The following is a 21,493-nucleotide window of genomic DNA, read 5'->3' on the forward strand; positions in this document are numbered from 1 at the left end:
ACCTTAACAGAAGCTTAATTCGTAGTCGTCAACTATCCCAAAAGTTAAGAACGTATTAATACAGCGTTTCAGAAGAGCTAAGACTCGTTTGCAATAATTTTACTATTGGGAGGCGATATTCTTGAAAAAAAGCTCTACAAAAATTATCAACAAACCGGGAATGTCAGTAAAAACAGTTTTGGCGATAGGATCACTTACCTTGCTGCTGACGGCTTGTGGAGGAGGAAATGCGAATATGAGTAAAAATGAGAAAGTAGAGCAAACATCCAGTTCACCCGTTGAATCAAACGAAGCAATCTTCCAGCCAGATGATCTGCCAAAGTTATTGCTTAATGGGAACTATAAGGATATGTACACCCACTTTAGCCAGCCTTTGAAAGATGAGGTTAGTGAAACTGAGTTAGCTGAGACCGCAAAGGAATTCACGAAGGATATCCAGGCACTGAATAAAACTGCTTATATGCAGCTTAATGGATTTGATCGACGCACTTGGGTGAGTGATGCGGGTAACAAAGGGCTTATCGGAATGTTTGATCCAGATGGAACCATTTCTTTAATCCAGGTTCAGGAGCTCACGTCCTCCCCAGAGACCGACAAGAAACTAAGTAAGCACGAATACGCATTACCGTTCCAAGGCGACTGGTTTGTATTTTGGGGCGGAGAGAATGTTCTCGTAAATTATCATTATGAATTAGAGATCCAGCGTTACGCTTATGATTTCATCCAAGCCAAAGATAACTATTCATATAAAGGAGATCCGCTAAAAAACAAAAGCTATTATGCCTTTGGGAAAAATATTCTCGCTCCTGCGGATGGGACTATCGTATCGGTTATGAATGATATTAAAGATAATGAACCCGTCGGTGTCATGAATCCAAATCAGGCAACGGGGAATAACGTGGTCATTGATCACGGAGGTGAATATAGCCATCTAGCTCATCTCAAAAAAGGTTCGATTACAGTTAAGCCAGGAGATAAAGTCAAAAAAGGTGATGTTATCGGGCTGACGGGTAACTCGGGCAACACTAGTGAGCCCCATTTACATTTCCAGATCTCTGATGGAGTGAATTTGTTCAACTCTCGTTCGATCCCTGTTAGGTGGGAGAATGGATTGAAGCCGATCCAAGGCGAGACGATTACCGCTACTGAATAGCGATTGTTTTTGGTGGGTAAGGTTGTCTCTCTAGGAGATCGTTGGACGAGACAACCTATACCTAAGCTTGAATACATATAATTAGCGCATTTTACAAATATTAATAGACATATCGTGACTAAAAATTTGATCTCTTTCTCAAAAGAAAGGAAGCGTTAAACAAGATGTCTTTACTCCTAGGGTCACATGTATCCATGACTGGACCAAAGATGCTCCTTCGAGCTAGTGAAGAGGCAGCATCTTATGGAGCGACCACCTTCCTAATATATACTGGAGCACCTCATAATACACGTCGCAAACCCATTGAAGCTTTGAATATTGAAGCCGGACAAGCTCACATGAAAGTTAACGGAATTTCTAATATTGTTGTGCATGCTCCGTTTATTGTTAATTTAGGCAATACGATATCAACTCAGGTCTTTGAGCACAGTATTGAGTTTCTTCAATCAGAGATTATTAGAACAGAAGCTTTAGGCTCTACACAAATTGTCCTTCATCCCGGTTCCCATGTTGGTGCTGGACCACAGGCCGGAATCTCTCGGATCGTGGAAGGTTTGAACAAAGTGCTGTCAGATAAACGGAATGTTCAGGTTTCATTAGAAACCATGGCGGGAAAAGGTAGTGAATGCGGAACTACATTTGAGGAACTAGCAGCGATCATTGAAGGAGTTACTCATAACGAGCGCCTGTCTATTTGTTTAGATACTTGCCATATCCACGATGCTGGTTATAATGTGAAGGATGATTTTGATGGGATAATGGATCAATTTGATCGCGTAATTGGAATAGAGCGCCTAAAGGTCATTCACGTAAATGATTCAAAGAATACCATGGGCTCACGAAAAGACAGACACGAAAATATTGGACACGGATATATCGGCCTTCGGGCGCTTCGATATGTAGTCCACCATCCACAGCTAACAACCATTCCCAAGCTCCTAGAGACCCCCTCCATCGGTGTAAAGAAATATGTTAACGCACCCTATAAGCATGAGATTTCATTATTACGAGGAGAAACTGATGAGCTGATAAAACAAGCATAAACGCCTTCGGCGTCCTTATAAGGACGGTAAGCGTTTAAGCGAGAAATATTAGATATAAAGTATAGGTAAATAACTTACTTTATAATATTTAAATAAAAACCGCAAACCATGCGGCTTCTATCTGTGTAAGCTATACTCAAGTTATCCTTTTGCAGGATCATTCGTAACAGATGCAGTTTCGTTCACTTGGAGCTTCTTAAGCGAATTTTTCTTCGCAGTTAATTCTTTTGAAAGATCAGCTTGCATACGATTTAAGGTCTTTACCTCATCGTTCAACTTTTTAATTCGGGTCATTTTACTACTCAAATCAGTGTGAGACTTGCTAAATTTCATATCCTGTTCTAATTGATTAATTTTGAATTTTGATTTTTCTTTTTTGCTCTGCGTGTTTTTGATTTTGTTTTCGAGCTCGGTAATTTCTTGTTGTACTTTATTGATCACTGGTTTAGAAAAATTAATTGCCATTCTTACACCTCATATCATATTGTGTTGCTGAGAGACTATTCTACTATAAAAAGATCAAAAAAGCACACTCATTTGAGTATGCTTCGAAGGTCGCATATTTTAAAAATAATCAGAGAAATAAGGATGCTCCGGTCTAATCAGTCCTTCAAGTAAATGGATCGTGGCCTCATCCGACTGAATACGGCCGATTCGAGCCAAGTAGGTTGGCCGCTTATAACCCATTAACATCGTTGTTAATGTAGGAATATCAATCGCAAGTGAAGGATTTACTCCCCCTTTTTGCAAAGTCCCTTTCCCCGCTTGATCCACGTTGAGGGTAAATGTACCTCGGTTCCATTCCAGCATCGGATCGCTCAAAGTAAAAATAAGGCTACACTCTTTGTCCTGCGCTTTAAACGGATATTGTTCAATAAATAAATGAATATCCACAATCCGAGCCATAAAGTAAGGAGCAATAGTTTCCTTGATATCACCATCATCTAAAATGAACGCAAGAGGCTCTCCTTTATAAATGTCTCCTTTGACGAGTGTAATCATAGAAAAATGCGCACTTATAAAATTCCATAAGCCTGTTCTCGCCTCTTCGTTAATGAATACCATTTCTTTGATATAGAAGATCTCCTCGGCAATCCAATATAACAAATATCCCATGGGCAAATCATCATGATTATAATAAATGCCGACCGTCATATCATCCAAATCCCACCGCAAATATTCTTCCCAAGCTAGCTCATTACGAATCATCGCACCATGATGCTGCACGGCAAACTGATCATAGATCACTTTGATGTCTGGATGCTCAATGTTTACTCGTTCCACATTTCCTGGAACATTTCTTGGTTTGGGAAGCTGCGTATCTGGAACCTCAAAAGAGATTTTATCGGTGATAATCTCCCAGCCTTTCCGTCTATAATAGGGAATCGAGTACGGAAAAAGATAGGAGATCGATTGCTTACGATCCCTCATTTTAGTTAACGCATGAAGCATTAGCTTGTTCATCAAGCCCAAGTTGGCATATTCGGGATAAGTTCCTACTCCGGTTAGACCACCCATATCATAAATATGCCCAAAAATATTCACTTGAAATGGGTATACTGCTAACTGAGATATGAGCTTGTCTCCATCAAACCAACCTAGAACATCCGCATATTTGAGTACCGGCAACTTTGCTTGAGTGATTTCTCTATTTTCCCAGCCAAAGATTTGCAGATCGCGATTGGTCACTTGAAATACATAACGCAGTAGATTATTAAATTGCTCTGCGTGCTTGGTTTCGACATTGCCTAATCTGATTCGATCCTGTAACTTACTGCGACTCACTGTTATTACCTCCGATAAATTGTCCACTTTTTCAGCTTAGAATACTAGCTTGTTCACATTGACTCAACGCATAGTATTCTTTATATACGTTGAATCAATGCATTAGGTGTCCATTATCTTGAGATTTCTTATTCCTTACCTAGTGAGTTCTTTTGCAATCTAGGAATCAACGCATAAGCAAATGTGATGAATGGACTTAACCATAAGAAGGTTGCATAAGGTGCATATTCTATAACGGGTACACCCAGAGTCACGGCGAAGAACGCACCGCTGACACCCCATGGAATCAATGGATTCACCAGTGTTCCGCAATCCTCAAGCGTACGGGATAATGTCTTCGCTGGAATGCCTCGGCGATTATATTCATCTTTGAACATTTGACCTGGCAAAAGGATAGAAAGATACTGCTCACCAGTCATGCCATTTACCGCAATGGATGACGCTCCGCTCATAAGAACAATGCTGCTTTTACGCTTGAGTGGTTGAATGAGTTTACGGAAAAAGGCCTCAATAACACCGCAATGCTGAATCAAACCACCTAAGGATAAGGCAATCAAGATTAGAGATACAGACCACATCATCGATTGCATTCCCCCACGATTGACGATAGAAGCAACCGTTTCATTCGCGATATTACTGTTATATCCGTTCTGCATTACATTAAACCAGACATCGATTTCAGTCTGCTGCTGAATCAAAGCCGTCACAAGAAGTCCACTAACAATACCAACGATTAGCGTAGGCAGGATCGGAATCCGCTTGATAGAGCAAGCAATAACAGCAAGCGGCGATAGCAACGTTAACCAGTGAATTTGGAATCCATCTTGCAAAGCAAGCTTGATATCCTTAATCGAGGATAAGTCGATCGAATTGCCTTTTGGTGCGAACAGGAAAAAGACAGTGGTTATAACAAGCGCCGGCACCGTGGTGTATGCCATGTTACGAATATGTGTAAATAAGGATATTCCAGCCACGGCAGGCGCAAAATTCGTTGTATCGGAAAGAGGCGACATTTTATCACCAAAGCAAGCCCCACTGATAATCGCTCCAGCAGCCAAAGTTGGAGAAATCCCCGTAGTTACTGCAATTCCCATTAAGGCGACACCGATCGTACTTACTGTCGTGAATGAGCTTCCAGTAAACATCGAGACGATGATCGTGACATATAACGCGCTCACTGCAAAATAATTCGGATTAATATAATCCATACCATAGTATAAAAGCGACGGCACCGTACCACTCATCATCCATACAGCGATCAGAATTCCGATCAGCATGAGGATTAGAATCGGCATGATGGCCGTTTGTATCCCTTGAATAATGGCAGATTCGATCTTCTTCCAAGAGAATCCAAATATCCCTAGTAAGACGGCCGTACCTATTGTAGTTACGAGAAGGGGTAGATGTGGCTCCGCTTTCAACAGGAAGATGGAGACAAATAGTAGTGCTAGAATAAAAATGATGATGATCATACTTTTTGAGAAACTAAGCTGTCGTTCCATGACGATAATGCTCCTTAACATTGTATTAGGTGTAAATTTCAAAGATTGCATGCTTCCACACGTTTAAGCTTTTAGGCTTTTGGGCATTGAAGCACAGAGGTAATCTTAACGATAAGAATGAGGTTAGTCAATGTTAAGAACATACATTGAAGGAATTTCCATAAAAAGTTCATAAGTATATGCGAAAAAGTGCTGGCATTTATGCCAACACTTTTGACTTGGTTCTATACCCAATTTTAATTACCTGTGCTACCAGTACTTTTAGATGTTCTCGTTTCCGATGCAATATAAGTATATGGGTAGGACTGACTCCCTAGCAACACCCTATGACCATGGAATTCATCATATAGATTTATACGAATACTTCCTCCCCTTAATATTTTGTGAAAGTTACTATTAAACGAAGTTGTGAATGATTTATTCTTACCGATTAGCAAATCAGACCCAAGTTCCAAAGTCTTTTCCATGGATTGTCCGTAAGGGTCAATAATTTCTAAGACTAGCTTATGCTCATAGGCACCTGCTTCAAGAGCTTCTTTTTCGGATAAGCTATAATTCATCACTATATCTAATGTACCCTTCTCTTCAGTAACCGTACTCACTGCATTTGCAACTGAAAGGTTGTAAGGGAATAGATCCACACTAGTCAGATTATTCTGTGAGATTTCTGCTTTAGGGGTAAGTGCTAATTTAACACTATTGATAAACCCAGTTGATGCCCCCCCTAAATCTGTAAGCTTGCCGTCAGCAACCCCTTCACCAATATAAAGCGCAAGATCAGACGTACTCACCCCTTGCGGAAGCTTACTCCAGATTGTAACCAGGTTTTTACCATTAGGACTTGTTGGAGTTGTCGATTGACTAACCACCGCCTTGAAAAATTGGTTGTCAGGTGTTTTGTAATATGCCACAAGCTGAGCCTGTTTCGAGTGGCGTGGTTCTTGGCTAATCATTTCCAGTTCCGTATAGATCAAATTAGAATTGTTTACATGATAAGTGGTTGTCCGACGCTCACGGATTTCTGCTTTTTTGCCTAACGAATTCAGATGATGAGATTCACCTACAGCAATCGTATGGATCACATTATTTAGCGAGTTTGTATTCATAGACAGAAACTTCGTGACTTCATCTCCGGAGGTATCTTGCAGCACAATCTTTAGCTGATTGAAACTAAAAGAATAGGGGAGCCTTGCTATCACATAGATCTCTGTCGTTTCATTAGGATTAAGCGACGTTTGCGTATTAGTGGTCACGATCTGGGCAGTGCTGCTAAGATCACTTATCCCTGCCTTGACTATAGCTTTTAGTGATGGTAGATGCACTGAGGTTAAGCCGGTGTTACGGATGCTGATATTAGTTACGATTTGATCACCATCATCCCAAGGCAAACGCTGATAGGATCCAAGCTTCACCATGAATTTCCCGTACCTATTCTCGACCGTATACTCTTGTCCCATCAGATTATTGTTTTCTAGAGCATAAGGAATGTTATACAACGCAGTTGGAAAAATAACCTTGTCGTCAACAGCGGGTTCCGTCCACTCCAGCTTTAACTTACCTTGATTAAGTATTAATGGCACTTCCGCACTGAGACTGACGATCTTCTCTTCAAGCGGTTTCAAGGTTACATTCGCAAGTGCTTTTGAATCTACCGGAATACTGAATCCTTCAGCAGCTTTAACCGTAAGCTCGTATGCAGGAAGCATGATAGGCTTATTCCCAAGATTCTTAAGACGGAATTGAAGATTCCATTTCGCGGAGTCATTTTCCGAATATACGGAAGCATTCTTCAATTGCGTTTCAACCGTGTTATTCTTAATAGAAAGCTTTTTTACAGCATAATTAGCCACAGCAAAGTCAGAAGTTGTTACTGCAGGAAGCTTATACGATTTCACAGGCAGCATTATTTTCAAAGCTTCATCTTCTTGGGCAAATTGCAATATCATATGTTCAGTCTTCATATAGGAAGGAACTTCCGTTAAATAGTAAACCGTCTTCTTCTCTTGGGACTGTACATTGATACTGCTTCTGGCATCCTCCTGCTTAAGTTCGAACAGCGAACCTCCGGCTGATTTCAGGTAAGTAATATAAGTGGAACCGCTTAGCACTTTTTTACCCAAATTCGTGTAGCTAACGCCAACTCTCATATATACTTTTCCATTCCTATTAAGTCTTTGTAGACTTTCCGCTTTGATGTTTACTAGCAGATTATCCATCGTGAGCTTCTTGCTCTGGCCTTGTGGAACGACAACTGAATAACTTGCCGGAATGGCGAATTCTCCTAGTTTTTTCTGATAATCCTGACTACTGAAATCCCACTTCAATAGGGTCACTTTAGTGCCGTTCAATTTAGTAGACTGTCCAATATTCACATAGTAAGTTACAATTTGGCTACTCTTTGGAGGGATGTTTTTTTTGGTGACATCTCTCGTGACAGGTTTGCCTTGAATGACAGCCCCCCCAGTTGTAGTAACCCTTGAGAAATAATCAACGTGAGCTACACTATTGTTACAACCATTGCTATAACTAAGTGTGTATATAAGTATATTGCCACTCGGTTGCTCAATAATATCCATATCTATTAGCTTCACGTTGACATTGTTTTTTAAAGCGATCGTACCAAGTTTGTCCAGCGTGAATACCGCTGTAGCTGAATCACTTGTCGATGCTGCATATGTGCTGTTTGCAAAAGGTTGGCTTAATAGCATTGCGCTGAGCAGAACTACAGCATATGTCTTTTGTGATTTGTGCATGAGTCCCCCTCCTTATACAAAATCCTTTTTAATACATCTATTCGTTTAAAACGGTTGTTACTCGATTCTGGATCAACTTTGCAACAGCTTCCGCAGATTTTTGTCCACTGAAGAATGATGAGGACTCCTCTCCAATAATAAAAAGCACTTTATTATTCAGTTCCGCATATTGATCTAGAGTATGAATGATTTCTTTAAACTTAGTAAATTCTTCATCAGAAACCTTAGCGTCTCTTCCGGTTGGAAGCTTATATGCTCCACTTTTCATCTTTTCCTGAATATCGTTTAAATTCTTATCGTTCACGGATTGGAGCAAAGAGAATCCTTCTCTATCTTGCAATGACTGTGCTTCTTCAGATAACAAGAAGGTCATAAACTTATAAGCTTCTTCTTTCACCGGAGTATTGGCTTGTATGGCGAGCGAAGATGAAGGAATGATTCTCATACCACCAGTCTGACCTGCATGTGGCTTTTGAATGTACACCGGATTTTCAAAGTAAGAATATGGACCATCGATAAAGTCTGTTGGTGACCCTATAACGATGGAGTTAAATAGCTGATTACCTATCTCCGCTGCCTCCGAAGTCATAACTTGTTCTTTATACATTTTCTTGACTTGTGCCAGCAATTCCACAAAAGCAGGAGAGTCGAACTTCGCTTGTTTCGCGTCACTATCAACAAAAAAATTATAATTATCCACGCTCATTTCTTGCAGTGTGACTTCCGGCGGGTAATTCGTTAGGGCATAAAGTTTGTTTTTAGCGTCCTTCCCAGCCTGTTGTATAATTTCCTTCGATTGCTCCCCAAACTCTTTCCAAGTCCAATTCTTATCGTCAATCTTCACATTTGAGTTCTTAATCATATTCCCATCACCTATGAACGCTCTAAAAGCGAACCCGGTAGGAATGAAATATAGGCCGTCGTTTACCTTCATTGCGTCCAAAACATTCATTTCTAAATCACTCTTATTTACCGTTTTATCGTGTTCAAATATATCATTCATGTTCACAAGCAACTTTTTACTCACATAATCATTGATTGAAAAGGAGCTTACATCAAAAATATCTGCACCTTTTCCAGAGAGTAGGGCTGTATTCGTTGTTTTTTTATATTCTACATAACCATTCTCCCCCCACTCATTTCCCACTTCTTTATATGCCTTAATTTGTAGGTCGATATCCGGGTATTTCGCTTCAAACTTTTTCTCTAGCGCCTGATAGAATGCACTCGATTCTGCTAGGGATAGAGTCAAGATTGTCTTTCCCTCTTCAGTTGTCGTTTCCCCCTTGCTTTCCACTTTCTCATTACCTCCGGAATTACATGCCGTTGTCATTATCAAAGCACCCATTAATAGTACAAAAATAGACCTTTTGATCATTTGATTTCCTCCTCCTATTTTCTCGTTTATATGATTTCTTATTGCAGTCGAACTCGGTTCCCGTCTTCAAGAGGTTCGCTACTTTCCAGAATAATTGAATCCTCCTCATAGAGAATATCCGATTGAATCATCGTTTCTTTCTCGTTCTTTTCACTGGAGTGAATACGAACTTTTTGAGCGACAAAGACATTACCTAATGCCCCCCGCTGCTCGTCAACTTTATAGACAAACAAACCTTCGCGATCCTCATGAATAGCTTCATTGGATAGGAGTAATCCCTCTTGGAGTGAATGTTTTTCGATTTTGATCCGTCCCTGTTCACCTCCTTTAAGTTCTGGATCAACGACTTTGATTCTCAGAGCCTTTTGAGCAATGGTTTGTGTCTTCCCCGACTCATTAGTAGAGGTGCTATCAGTACGTGACTCTGAATTCGCTACTTCTTCGATGGAGCCGCTTAGGGTCCGAGCTTCTTGTCCATGATTCATATCAGCCTCGACCTCTATCTTTTCTCCAGCAGAAATACCTAAACTAGACAAATGCGCGGAATCCACAATAATATCCAATCTGTAACCCCGACTACTGTTGGATACAATAACATCCGGTTCTCCCATTGAAGTTAACCCTTCGACGGCATTCAGTTTTGAAATCAGACCATCGAACGGAGAGAGTAATTGTTTCTCGCTTGTTAGACGATGTTTTATCCCGCTAATTTTATTTTCCTGGGCTAAGATATCTAACTTACCTTTTTCAATATCACGTCTTGCATTTCTGATTTTGAATTCATCCTCTTCCAGCGCGGATTGGATGTACTGATCTTGCCTATTCTGTTGATCAATTTTCTGCTTTTCTAAATTCGTTATTTCATCTTTCAATTCTTGCTCAGCAGTTTTGCTCTCATAGATAATAAGCTTTTGTCCCTTATTTACACGTTGTCCTTCTTTCACAAGAATTTGTTCGACCTTCAGTCCAGAAGTATTCGAAAGTTTAACTTCAGCGAGTGGTTGCAATATCCCACTACCTTCAATCGTAAATAAAAGATTACCCGTTGTTGGTTTTTCGGTTCTCACTTTCGGCAACGTCAAAGACTGTATCGTGTTACTGAATATTGTGAAAAACAATAACAACCCCATAAAAACCATGAAGACGATTTGAATATTTCGTTTGCGTCTACGATCAGTCAGCCCTATACCTAACTCCATATCCCGTCTTTCTCCTCCAATCAACCTTTGATACCAGACAATTGAATGCCTTCAATAAAATACGATTCCGCATATAAAAACAACAGCACCATTGGAGCCATGTAGAGTATGGATGCAGCAAAAGCGATTCCTCGCTCACCTTCATTGATCCTCGATAAAAAAACCGACAAGGGCTGCTTATACGGATCGTCTAGAAAAATAAGCGGCTGCTCCACCATATTCCAATAATCAACGAACAATAATATAACAAGTGCTGCCAGACCAGGTTTAATCATCGGAACAATAATCTTGTAAAAGATAAGCAAATGTCCGGCTCCATCCATTTTGCTCGCTTCAATATACGCGTACGGTATATCCAGCATGAATTGTCTGAGCATAAATACACCAAAAGCTGCGAAAATTCCAGGCAGTATAATCGCATATGAGCTATCTAATATTCCTAGCTTATCCGCCATAATATAGTTCGGTACTAGCGTCACTTGGAAAGGCATAAGCATCGTTAGGACATAGATAAGGAACAATGGATCCCGTCCCCGGAATTTCAGCTTCGAGAAAGCATAAGCGGCGAATGCTGCAACCAATGTTTGTCCTGCAATGATGGGTACAACCATGAATACTGAATTCCAGAACATCGTCAGATATTTAGGATTGTCTAGGAGGACCTTAGCATACTGCTCCAGGGACACTTGATCCGGCAGTAATTTTAAATTCACAAAAGGAGTTTCTCTCCCTTCAATTACCTCGTTCATCTGCCCGATAGGTCCATAATTGATCTCAATTTCTTTCTCTGTCATAAGCGAATTTGTGAATGTGATCACAATTGGGAATAATAACAAAACTGCAATAACAGCCATGACGAGTGTTAGTGCCCCTTTACGTACTACTTTGACAACTGGCACAACCTTTTCACCCCTATTCCATGAATTGTCGATGCCTCCGCTCAAATGCAAACAATCCCAACACAATCAATAAAATACAACCAAACATTAAGGTCGCCGCGGCAGTCAGCTTCTGAATATCGAGCGACATGAACATATTGTTCATATAATGCTGCATCATATAAATGCTATCGTGCGGATAATCACCTGCGATCAAATACGTTTCGCGAAACACTTTGAATGAATTAATAATCGACATGATGACCACAAAGAACATCGAAGAGGTTAGATAGACTAGTGTAATACTGCGAAACTGCCGTAATCGTCCAGCACCTTCAATTTGAGCCGTTTCATAATAATCCTTCGGAATTTGCTGCAATCCCGCCAAGAATAAAATCACGTTATAGCCGATGTTCTTCCATAAATAAACAACAATGATTACATTTCTAGCCACATCCGTCTTCATCCAATCCACACGATGGATACCGAAGTTGTTCAGCCATGCGTTAAGCGAGCCATTCCAATCGAAGAGCATCTGCCAGATCAGAATAATAGAGGCGACAGGTACGACAAGCGGCAACACGTATCCAGTCCTCAGCCAATTCCGAAGATATGTATTTTTATTCAATAACACCGCTAGTCCTAACGAAAGCACTAGCATTAGTGGAACACTTATCGCGCTAAAATAAAATGTATTGGATGCTGCTTTACGGAAGGAATCGCTCTCTAACAGCTCTCGGTAATTATCAAACCCTACAAAGTGGCCCTCTATCGTACTGTCCATAAAAGAATAGAATACTCCCATAACAAACGGTATAAGGTAAAACATCGCGAATCCGATACCGCTTGGTGCCAGGAATATTATTGCCGCTGAGACATCCTTTCGGAGCCATTTCTTCATACTTGGGTTTATCATTCTTTCGGTAACCTCCTTCATGTACTTAGAATAAGAAAAACTACTTAAAAAGAAGTACGGTATATATTAAGTATTTCTTAAATTTCAAAGAATAAAGAGTATGAGATCACAAAAAAACCGTTGATAGAATTATCAACGGTTAATCGAGTACAACTCCACGGCTTGCGTATCCATAATTGGATTTATATATTTCTCTAACGTAATAGTCAATGGCTGAGGATAGTTCTTCGCTTCTGCTCCAAAATTATAAACAAACTCGTCCACGCCTTCCCCATCCTGTGCCCTCATAAATCCGCCAAAATTTAATACTGAGCTCCTATTTGTAGTATATGCATACTGATGCACTTTCCCTTCTCCGTCCGTGAAGGTTTCAGACGTACGGGTATAATAGTTCAAATATTGAGCATTCTCAAACTTATGCCTTAAAAGGATCGTTCCCTCCATTGCATCATTCTCTGGAGTTGGCGTGACTAACTCAAGTCCACTTCCGGGCGCTTCAATAAGCTGATACTTGTTAAGATCGACGACAATTTTCATTTGATCCTTTTCGACTGCCGAAATTCCGAATGCTTTCAACGAAACGCTGTCTGGCTTGCTCTCAACTAACTTTTTACTGTTTCTAAACACCAGCGTAGTCTTGGAATCGTCCGAGTAGACCTCAGAATTATCAGCAGTGATAAGGGTTGGATAATAAGACTTCTCTTGAGTGCCTTCATGCTTACTGATTAGAACTGGGTTAATCAATTGGAAAATCCGTTTATCATTGTTTTGATCATACTCCAGATCCACATAGGTGCTTAGCGGAGTATATTGCACTTTATTCACTTTGATTTTTTGCCCGTCCACTGTCAGTGTTCCATCGGTATCTAGAACTTGTTCCTGTTCTTTGAGCATATCAGGATCAAGCTCGAAAGCAACATCTAGGCTAGTCCGATACTTATTGCTACTGGATAGAAGAGCCTTATCTGAAGTTTCGGTAAGAATAATATTATAGTTTACTTTCTTTGGATATTTAACTGTTGGTGAAAGATTAGTGGAGTATATAAAATCCATCGACTGCCCGGGTTGAATTCGGCTCTCGCTAGCGAGCATACTTAGTGATGCGCCTTTGTGGAGAGACGAATCCTTTATCCCTTCATATTGAAGAGCAAAATCCGCATGTATAACTACTTCGTCCGTATTATTCTGAACAGTATATAGGATATACACTTTTCGTCCATCCGTAACTGCCCCAGTCACATCTACACGGTAACCCTTGTTTTCAGCGCTCTGTCCAACAGGCACAACGAGATTCTGCTCAAGGGCACTGGCAAGTGCAGGCTCTAACCTTGAGAACGAGCGATAAGCTTTGAAATTGTCCGTATTTTTAATGCTAGCCGATTGTACTGAAGGTTGAGCTATCTCCTTATCCGGTAATCCGATCGTATTGTATGTAACCATTAACGCAACCGCTGCAGCTGCAACCACGCCCATCCCTGTAGTATAGATACGTCGCTTTTCTCGCTTCTTCCCCTCCACAATCCCCTTTTTCATAGCGTTGTAGATTTTCATCTCCTGTATTGTTTCGACATTCTGTTGCACATCATCGATGTTCTTTCGTAGAATTCGTTCTTCTTTTTCTGTCATTCCGATCACCTCCAATATTGCTATAGATAACTCCGAAGCTGTTTGAGTCCCTCACGCAGCCAAGTCTTAATGGTACCTTCTGGCCTTTTTAGCACTTTAGCAATTTCGATAGTGGTCATGTCATGGTAGTATTTAAGTGTAACGACATGCCGGTATTTAGGTTTTATCCGATTCATCGCACGTTCCAGGTCAATTCGGTCATTACTCTTCATTTCCTGTGCCGCTTCCTCCACCAGCTTATCCGCTACAACCACACGTTTTTTGCGCCGTAGCTCATCCATGCAGCAGTTGATCGTTATTCGGATCAGCCAAGGTGTGAAGGACTGTTCATCTTTTAATTTTTTACGTTTCATCCATGCCCTGCATGACGCTTCTTGGATCACTTCCAGCGTATCTGCCTCTGTTCGTAGATAACTGTAGGCAATGGCGTACATTTTTCGATGCTCCACATACAAACGACTAAAAAAAGCTTCTTCATCCATTTGCGCAAAATCTACTATTCTAACTTCATCCATTGTGTTTTCCACCTTCCATCACCCCCTCTTTTTTTATATTAGGAAGATGCATCCACCTCATGTACATATAAGTAAGACGGAGTTGAACGTAAAAACGATTGATTTTTTCAAATTCATTTATATGTAGTAAAATAGTAACGTTAAGTACAACCTTTAGAGCATTTTGTGAAAAGAGGTGGATCGATGCTAAAAGCTGACAGACAAGCGTACATCTTAAAAAAAGTAGAGACCGAAGGCCGTGTTGTTGTTCAGAAATTAACACAGGAATTAAATGTAACAGAAGATACCATTCGAAAAGACTTACAAAGCCTGTCGAAGAGGGGACTTCTCAAACGAATTCATGGTGGAGCCCATAGCCTTATTAGTGACATGAAGGATTTCAATACACGTGTTGAAGTTAATAGCCAAACCAAAGCTGAGTTAGCTAAACGAGCTTGCACGCTTATTGAGAATTCAAAGGTTATCTTTATTGATGGCGGATCCACTAATTTAAAAGTAGCTGAGAACATCCCTGAGCATTTTGATGGAAGAATTATTACCAACTCCCCAGCAATTGCGTTATCGCTATGCCGGTTGTCCAAAGCTAGTATAACCTTACTAGGTGGCGATCTCGATAAAAAGAACCAAGTATTATTCGGAGCTTCAACGCTTAGAGCGATACAGCAAATCCATTTGGATCTAACGATACTTGGCGTATCCACGCTGGATTCAAAGGACGGTATAACTGTCCCTTCTTATGAGGAATCCATTATTAAGAATCAACTCATTGAACAATCATCTATGGTTATTGCCATTGCTACGAAAGAAAAGCTTGAGAAAATTTCGACTTTTTTTGTAGCTAACGTATCCTCGTTAGATTATTTGATCACTGAAAGTACAGTAGATAATAAGACTATTGATACATATACAAAACTTGGAGTACATGTGGTTACAGTATAGTTCATTCCTGTTTTGTACAAAAAGCTTTCATGAGCCCTCGGCTCACATCACACTATGAAAAAGTTAATCCCTCTATTTCATCCGCACCTTTCGCTGGACTAGAAACCTGCATGAGTACAGTTATTCGAGTAGATATTCTCTTCATTAAATCCTAAAACTGCTAATATACAGGTATTTTCTCATTTATGGCTCGGAGACTTCATCTGAAGTAAGAATAACTGCAGATTTGCAGGAATTATTGCTTTAGCACTCCGCGTATCATTAAAAAATGTACTTTTGCAGGTTTATGCGTCGGTTATCGTTACTGGTGACATTTACATAAAAAAAGATGAACACCGTCTGAAGATTGTGCTCATCTCTTGTTTAGAAAGTTCTTGATCGCGTCGTACGAATCATGATTATGCTGCTTATTATTGATCGTTTTAGAAGTGACCTCAATAAATTGAGCGTTGGGGATATGTTCAGAGAGTAACAATCCATAGGCATATGGATGAATGGGGTCAAGTTGACTAGCAAGGATCAAAGTGGGCATCTTTAAGTTTCTCCATGCGTTACGATCATCATTAGGACAATCCTTTGGCAACTTTACAAACTTCATTGAGGTTTCTCTTACATATGGATAATTAAACTGCCCAAGTAAGGATTCACCTGCATATGAGGATAATGAATTCATGGTTTGGTAGACCTCTGAATTCTCATATAAGTTTCGAGCGGTAAGAGTATCTGTATCCTGCAGTGCATCATGGATTTTGGAAAAAGCCTCACAAACCAAATCGTCTTGCGGCTTATCTACCCAAGCTGGACGAGACAAAATAAGCTTCTTAACACTAGCCGGATATCTCAATGCCAAATGAAGCGACACCCCAGCACCTGTTGAAATCCCTCCTAAATTAAATCGTTGGATATGCAGGTATTTCGCTAAAGCCATCACATCTTCCGCGAATTGTTTAAAAGAAAAATCATCCACATGTCCAAACGCCGCAGTCTTTCCATGACCTCGGAAATCTAGTGAGATCCTTCGGATGTGATCTGATTGCTTCATTAAACCGAAAGTTTGATTGACGTCTCCCCCCAGACCATGAAGAAATATAAAAGGCTCACCATTCCCTCCATCATCTTCATAATAAAATTGAATGTGATCGTAAGTAAAATAAGGCATACTCTCCCCTCCTTTACAAAGGACCAGAAACGTTACTTAGGTAAATCGTATTTCCGGTCTTCACGGATTCTTCTACAGCGAGCATCGCTCTCATCGTCGCCATTCCATCCTCAATCGTTGCACCTAAACCTGGCTTATTATGCAGAATAGAATCTGCGAAACCTTCAATCTGCAATCTATAAAAATGACCATCTGCTCCGAGCGGTCTGTGGTAGCTGTTATCACTAGCCTTGAAAATTTCTACATCGCTTGATTTTAATGTCCAAGGGTTATACGTCTTCCCAACTACGGATCCGAATTCACCATAGATTTGGAACCCTTCATGCCAATCCATCCGAACCGCAATGGTCAAATCCAATTGAGCCACAAAGCCGGTTTCAAACTCCGCAGTAATAAACCAGCAATAAGCACCGAACTTTTGTGTATTCCACGCTTTAACACTTACAATGTTCCCACCTAGAAATCTTGCGGTATCGAATAAATGGCTTCCATGACCTAAAATATAATAACGCTCTTTATTCGCTTTTGGATCACCAGCAGGTCTTTTAATATTCTTACCGGGTATGATCACTGGCTGCACATTCTCTGTCACAGTGTATCGATAGGTGGAATCACAATACCAAGCTTTTAGTCCAATGATTTCTCCCATTTCGTGTTCAACAAAATCTTTGGCTGCTACTATACCTGAATCATATCTCTTCATATTTCCAACTTGAACCTTGAGATCGGTAAGATCTACAAGTTCTTTCAATTCTTCTACTTCTTCGATTGATACACCTAAAGGCTTCTCTACCAAAACATGTTTACCAGCTTTCACTGCTTGTTTAGCAGCCTCCACATGAAATTGATCCGCAATTCCGATGACTACAGCATCAACGTCAGGGTCAGCCAGCATTTGATCATAAGCTGTATAGACCTTTTCAGGTTCATAGATAGCATTCATTCTTTGGAGCAAGTATTCATCCACATCGCATATCGCGTACAGGTTAGCATTGCGTGAACGTCTTATAGAGTCAAAATGCGCTGCTTGTGAAATCTGACCGCAGCCTAACACACCGATATTTAATAATCTATTGTCCTTATTCATATTTAATCCTCCTATTCTAGGTAAGATAATTCAAAGCATACACAACATCGTCTTCACCTAAACCATGCATTATAACGGGACCATCATAATACTCACTTAATTCATTTAGGTATTCCTTTAAGGGCAAGTTTCCTTTACCTATCGGTGCGAAAGTGATCTTCTCCTCGGTTACAAAAGCATCCTTGCAATGTGCAATGGCAATGTGATCCTTTAGCGCTGTTAGTGTTTTGGAGATCTTTCCTATAAGATTCTTATGATCCTCTGGGGTCACTAGATTTGCTGCATCGTACAAAACTTTTAGGTAAGGTGTATTCAGATCTTTTAACAGTCTCAAAGAATCTTCTACCGAACTCACCACATTCGCTTGTTCAGGCTCAAATACTAAAGTCACTTGATTGGCTTCTGCAATTTTCAGCATCCATGTAAGGCTCTCGTATAATAGTTTCCATGCCTTTTCCGTATGATTATCAGGATGAGGACTCCAATAATCTTCTTGGTTCAAGCTTCCCGTAGAAATAGAAACATACGGAACAGATAATGCTGATGCTGCCTCAACTACATTTTTAAAACATTGCAGATCCTCGACTTTCTTCTCCTCATTTAGCTCCAACGTATTAAACGTCCCTGAGATTACAGCAATGTTAACCCCACTATTGATTGTTGCTTCTTTGATTTGAGAGATGGTTTCCTGACTAATTTCAATAGGTAAGCTCGCCAACCCAACGTTTGCAAAATTGAATTGTACGGTACTTATCCCTTGAGCTTTGATTTTGCGTAAGGCAATCTCCAGTTCATAATCGATGTACACTTTCGTGAAAATTCCTAGCTTCACAAGTCACACCTCCTTTATTTCTTTTCAACCTCATCATACACGCATTTTCAATTATAAACAATAAAATTCAATTACCAAAGAGAACTAATAATCAATTATGAAAACATAAAAAAGTGCTGGCAATGTAGCCAACACTCTATAGTTAAACCAATTATCGATTTCGATTAATCATGTAATTCAATAAATGCTTCAGAAAGGCAATATTACGAGGAATTTCCTTTAAAGCCTCCATAGCGAGACAGTAGTGTTCCCACATCTCTTTTCGTGCACCGTCTGCCCCAAGGATAGCTACAAACGTTGAATTGTTATTCTCCACATCCTGACCTATGGGTTTACCGAGTAAATGATGATCCCCTTCCAAGTCGAGTAAATCATCTTTAATCTGAAAGGCAATCCCCGCATGATAGGCAAATTTTTTCAAAGCCAGAATTTCCGACTCCTTAACCTGAGCGAGAATGGCTGGCATTACAAGTGAAGCTTCAAATGCAATTCCAGTCTTGTAAAAACAAATCATATTCAATTGCTCTAGCGTCAATGCTTTCCCTTTAGAATTTAAATCCATCGCCTGACCCATACATGTGTCTTCTGCTTTTTGAGCTGAATATTGCATCAAGGCTAGCACAGCTTTTGGATCAAATGTATGAAGCGACGCTTGCTCCTCAATTGACTTCTGGATCAGAAACAGACCTGTTAATTCCGCCGTGGCACTATTGTACACTTCGTGCAGGGTTGTTCGACCTCTTCGGGTTGAAGCATTATCCTGGGATGGAAGATCATCGAAGATTAGTGAAGCGGTATGCATATATTCCAAAGATCTCAGAAGAGGCACAATTGCCGATGCATCTAGACCATATTCCTTAACGCCCATGACCCAAGTCAATATAGGCCTTATTCGCTTGCCATCCCCTTCTAGACTATAATTAGCCGCATCAATAAGCATTTCTTTCATGGCTGGCATCCCGTTAGGCTTGGTGATCAGTAATTGACTGTTGATTTGATCCCGTACCTTTTGAAGCGTATCTCGAAATTCCGCTTTTTCCTTCTTGCTGTTTTTCAGATTCAAGAGCAACTGATCCCGAAGCAGTTTATCGAAGAAATCCACATCGTCCGCTTTCCGCACCATCTGCTGCACAAGTCGATTAAATTCCGGTTGACCAGAAGCGAATATCTCCATGATCTCTTTATACTTTTCAGTACCTACACGTTCTTTACAGCGCTTCAGACCGTTAATGGCTCGATCTAATATCACCTCACGAGTTTTAGGATCGGAGTGATACACGGTGTGTATTAAATGGGAAATGACCGTCCAGTATAATTCAAAAGGATTGATCAAATCCTTACGTTGACTACGGTATTTTAAATAATAGGTATAGGGAGTTACCGCACCCTCTTTCATATCGTCAAACATATCCGCAAAATCATCTGCCAGCTGATTGTATAGCCCATAGAAGAAGGTCCGTTGATCAAATCCGTCATCAGTTGGAGCACTAATTACAGATCGGACAATTAAACGGGAAGAAGAAGATTTTAAAATGATCGGTATAAAAAGCTCTTCATTGCTGTATTCAGGGTTAGTTAGATCCTTCATCCGATCCAATTCCTGGGAATGAAAAAACACAAAGGACTGCTCGAAAAATGCATCCTGCATTTCTGCCCGCTGATAACCCCTAATATACTCAAAAGCCTCTTTGAGCTCCGAATGTACAAATCGAATGAACGGCAGGTTCTCTCCGGACCATTCTCCCATCTCCGGCACAACTCTATTAAGGATTGCTACGCGTATCATATCAGAATACTGTTCTTTCTCTTGATCGGTTAAGACACTGGAATCAAGGAGATCGTCAATGAATGGATAAGTTAGGCCATACGAATAACCCAGCCGAATCGCTTCATCAATTCTCTTAGCACGATCCACAGGTGTTACTTCATCGTCCACCTCTTCCATCACATGGAGAATCACCCCAATAATGATCTTGATCAATTTACGCTGAGCTTGCTCAGGATTCATTTCACTAGGAAGATGTGCTGATACCTGTTTAAGTTTGTCTATCACCCAAATCGTGGCTGTTTCAACGCCTTCTTTCTGAGCCCAACGATAGATCCCCGTCAAACTCATGAAATCTGACTGATCCTCCGTACTTGTCGAGCCTTGATGAATCATCTGATTTCTAATATCGGCAACCATACGTTTAATCCGGGTCTGTGTGTTTGGTGAATCTAAAGCTTGCCCCAGATCTCTCATATATAGATAGGAAACGCTTCGGTCCAAATAATCATCCAATTTACCCGTTTGATTCAGCCATCCTAAATATTTATGATAATCCTGAGAATCAGGTTTCCCCTTCCCTCTTGATAAAAAGGATAACCATGAACGACGATGAATATGGTTCTTCTTCCACAACCGAAAATCTTCAGTCAAGGTAGACACATAAGCTTTTTCTTTGAACTGTTCACGAAGAGATGCAAAATATTGAGCCGCCTTCTGCTCAGCGGTTGGATATCCTGTATTGGCGTAATCTGTAAATTTTTCATTCATAGGTGATGACCTCAACTTCTCTTTTTGTTAACATGACCCATTAGGAAAGAACAGAATTTCTTCCTGAATGAAATGTTCATCAATTAATACGGTCAAAACTGTTTTGGGTTACGAAAAAGAAGCCTGACTAGTCAAGCTTCTTAAATATGTACTACTTAAATTGTATGTTTTACTCGATGCTACGTAGAATCA

Annotated in this window: 17 protein-coding genes; 3 read left to right on the forward strand and 14 right to left on the reverse strand. The window is 40.3% G+C overall.

What is annotated here, in order from left to right:
- Positions 1-121 precede the first annotated feature (121 nt).
- Positions 122-1,153: a M23 family metallopeptidase gene (locus tag NSS67_RS19010; RefSeq protein ID WP_339315150.1), complete on the forward strand. Its 1,032-nt coding sequence runs from the start codon at positions 122-124 to the stop codon at positions 1,151-1,153.
- A gap of 164 nt (positions 1,154-1,317) precedes the next feature.
- A complete protein-coding gene (locus tag NSS67_RS19015; RefSeq protein WP_339315151.1) occupies positions 1,318-2,196 on the forward strand; it encodes a deoxyribonuclease IV in 879 nt (292 codons plus the stop codon).
- 141 nt (positions 2,197-2,337) lie between these two features.
- Here the strand turns inward: NSS67_RS19015 and NSS67_RS19020 are convergent, their stop codons facing one another.
- From NSS67_RS19020 to NSS67_RS19065, 10 genes are all read right to left on the reverse strand, one after another.
- Positions 2,338-2,661 (reverse strand): hypothetical protein, encoded by a 324-nt coding sequence (locus NSS67_RS19020; protein ID WP_339315152.1) that lies wholly within the window; start codon positions 2,659-2,661, stop codon positions 2,338-2,340.
- 99 nt (positions 2,662-2,760) lie between these two features.
- Positions 2,761-3,981 (reverse strand): GNAT family N-acetyltransferase, encoded by a 1,221-nt coding sequence (locus NSS67_RS19025; protein ID WP_339315153.1) that lies wholly within the window; start codon positions 3,979-3,981, stop codon positions 2,761-2,763.
- A gap of 128 nt (positions 3,982-4,109) precedes the next feature.
- On the reverse strand, positions 4,110-5,483 hold the full coding sequence (gene nhaC / locus NSS67_RS19030; RefSeq protein ID WP_339315154.1) for a Na+/H+ antiporter NhaC: 1,374 nt from the start codon (positions 5,481-5,483) through the stop codon (positions 4,110-4,112).
- Between the two features lie 236 nt (positions 5,484-5,719).
- Positions 5,720-8,236, reverse strand: a complete 2,517-nt coding sequence (locus NSS67_RS19035) for a hypothetical protein (protein ID WP_339315155.1) — start codon at positions 8,234-8,236, stop codon at positions 5,720-5,722.
- Positions 8,237-8,273: 37 nt separating this feature from the next.
- Positions 8,274-9,614, reverse strand: coding sequence for an ABC transporter substrate-binding protein (locus tag NSS67_RS19040; RefSeq protein ID WP_339315156.1), 1,341 nt, complete (start codon positions 9,612-9,614; stop codon positions 8,274-8,276).
- 38 nt (positions 9,615-9,652) lie between these two features.
- The gene (locus tag NSS67_RS19045) at positions 9,653-10,813 is read right to left on the reverse strand and encodes a biotin/lipoyl-binding protein (protein WP_339315157.1); all 1,161 of its coding nucleotides are present in this window, start codon (positions 10,811-10,813) and stop codon (positions 9,653-9,655) included.
- A 20-nt stretch (positions 10,814-10,833) separates the two neighbouring features.
- Positions 10,834-11,712, reverse strand: coding sequence for a carbohydrate ABC transporter permease (locus NSS67_RS19050; RefSeq protein ID WP_339315158.1), 879 nt, complete (start codon positions 11,710-11,712; stop codon positions 10,834-10,836).
- A 13-nt stretch (positions 11,713-11,725) separates the two neighbouring features.
- On the reverse strand, positions 11,726-12,592 hold the full coding sequence (locus tag NSS67_RS19055) for a sugar ABC transporter permease (protein WP_339320637.1): 867 nt from the start codon (positions 12,590-12,592) through the stop codon (positions 11,726-11,728).
- A 147-nt stretch (positions 12,593-12,739) separates the two neighbouring features.
- The gene (locus NSS67_RS19060; protein ID WP_339315159.1) at positions 12,740-14,233 is read right to left on the reverse strand and encodes a DUF4179 domain-containing protein; all 1,494 of its coding nucleotides are present in this window, start codon (positions 14,231-14,233) and stop codon (positions 12,740-12,742) included.
- Positions 14,234-14,253: 20 nt separating this feature from the next.
- Entirely contained in the window at positions 14,254-14,748 is a 495-nt protein-coding gene (locus tag NSS67_RS19065; protein ID WP_339315160.1) for an RNA polymerase sigma factor, read from the reverse strand.
- A 183-nt stretch (positions 14,749-14,931) separates the two neighbouring features.
- On the opposite strand from NSS67_RS19065, the gene NSS67_RS19070 reads away from it, so the two are divergent.
- Positions 14,932-15,687 carry a DeoR/GlpR family DNA-binding transcription regulator gene (locus NSS67_RS19070; RefSeq protein ID WP_339315161.1) on the forward strand — a complete coding sequence of 252 codons (756 nt, stop codon included), beginning with the start codon at positions 14,932-14,934 and terminating at the stop codon, positions 15,685-15,687.
- 352 nt (positions 15,688-16,039) lie between these two features.
- Here NSS67_RS19070 and NSS67_RS19075 read toward each other — a convergent pair whose 3' ends face one another.
- From NSS67_RS19075 to NSS67_RS19090, 4 genes are all read right to left on the reverse strand, one after another.
- A complete protein-coding gene (locus tag NSS67_RS19075) occupies positions 16,040-16,846 on the reverse strand; it encodes an alpha/beta hydrolase (RefSeq protein ID WP_339315162.1) in 807 nt (268 codons plus the stop codon).
- A gap of 13 nt (positions 16,847-16,859) precedes the next feature.
- A complete protein-coding gene (locus tag NSS67_RS19080; RefSeq protein WP_339315163.1) occupies positions 16,860-17,933 on the reverse strand; it encodes a Gfo/Idh/MocA family oxidoreductase in 1,074 nt (357 codons plus the stop codon).
- A gap of 16 nt (positions 17,934-17,949) precedes the next feature.
- A complete protein-coding gene (locus tag NSS67_RS19085; RefSeq protein WP_339315164.1) occupies positions 17,950-18,765 on the reverse strand; it encodes a sugar phosphate isomerase/epimerase in 816 nt (271 codons plus the stop codon).
- A gap of 151 nt (positions 18,766-18,916) precedes the next feature.
- Positions 18,917-21,301 carry a polyprenyl synthetase family protein gene (locus NSS67_RS19090; RefSeq protein ID WP_339315165.1) on the reverse strand — a complete coding sequence of 795 codons (2,385 nt, stop codon included), beginning with the start codon at positions 21,299-21,301 and terminating at the stop codon, positions 18,917-18,919.
- Positions 21,302-21,493 lie beyond the last annotated feature (192 nt).

This window comes from Paenibacillus sp. FSL R10-2734, assembly GCF_037963865.1.
GTDB lineage: Bacteria > Bacillota > Bacilli > Paenibacillales > Paenibacillaceae > Paenibacillus_AQ.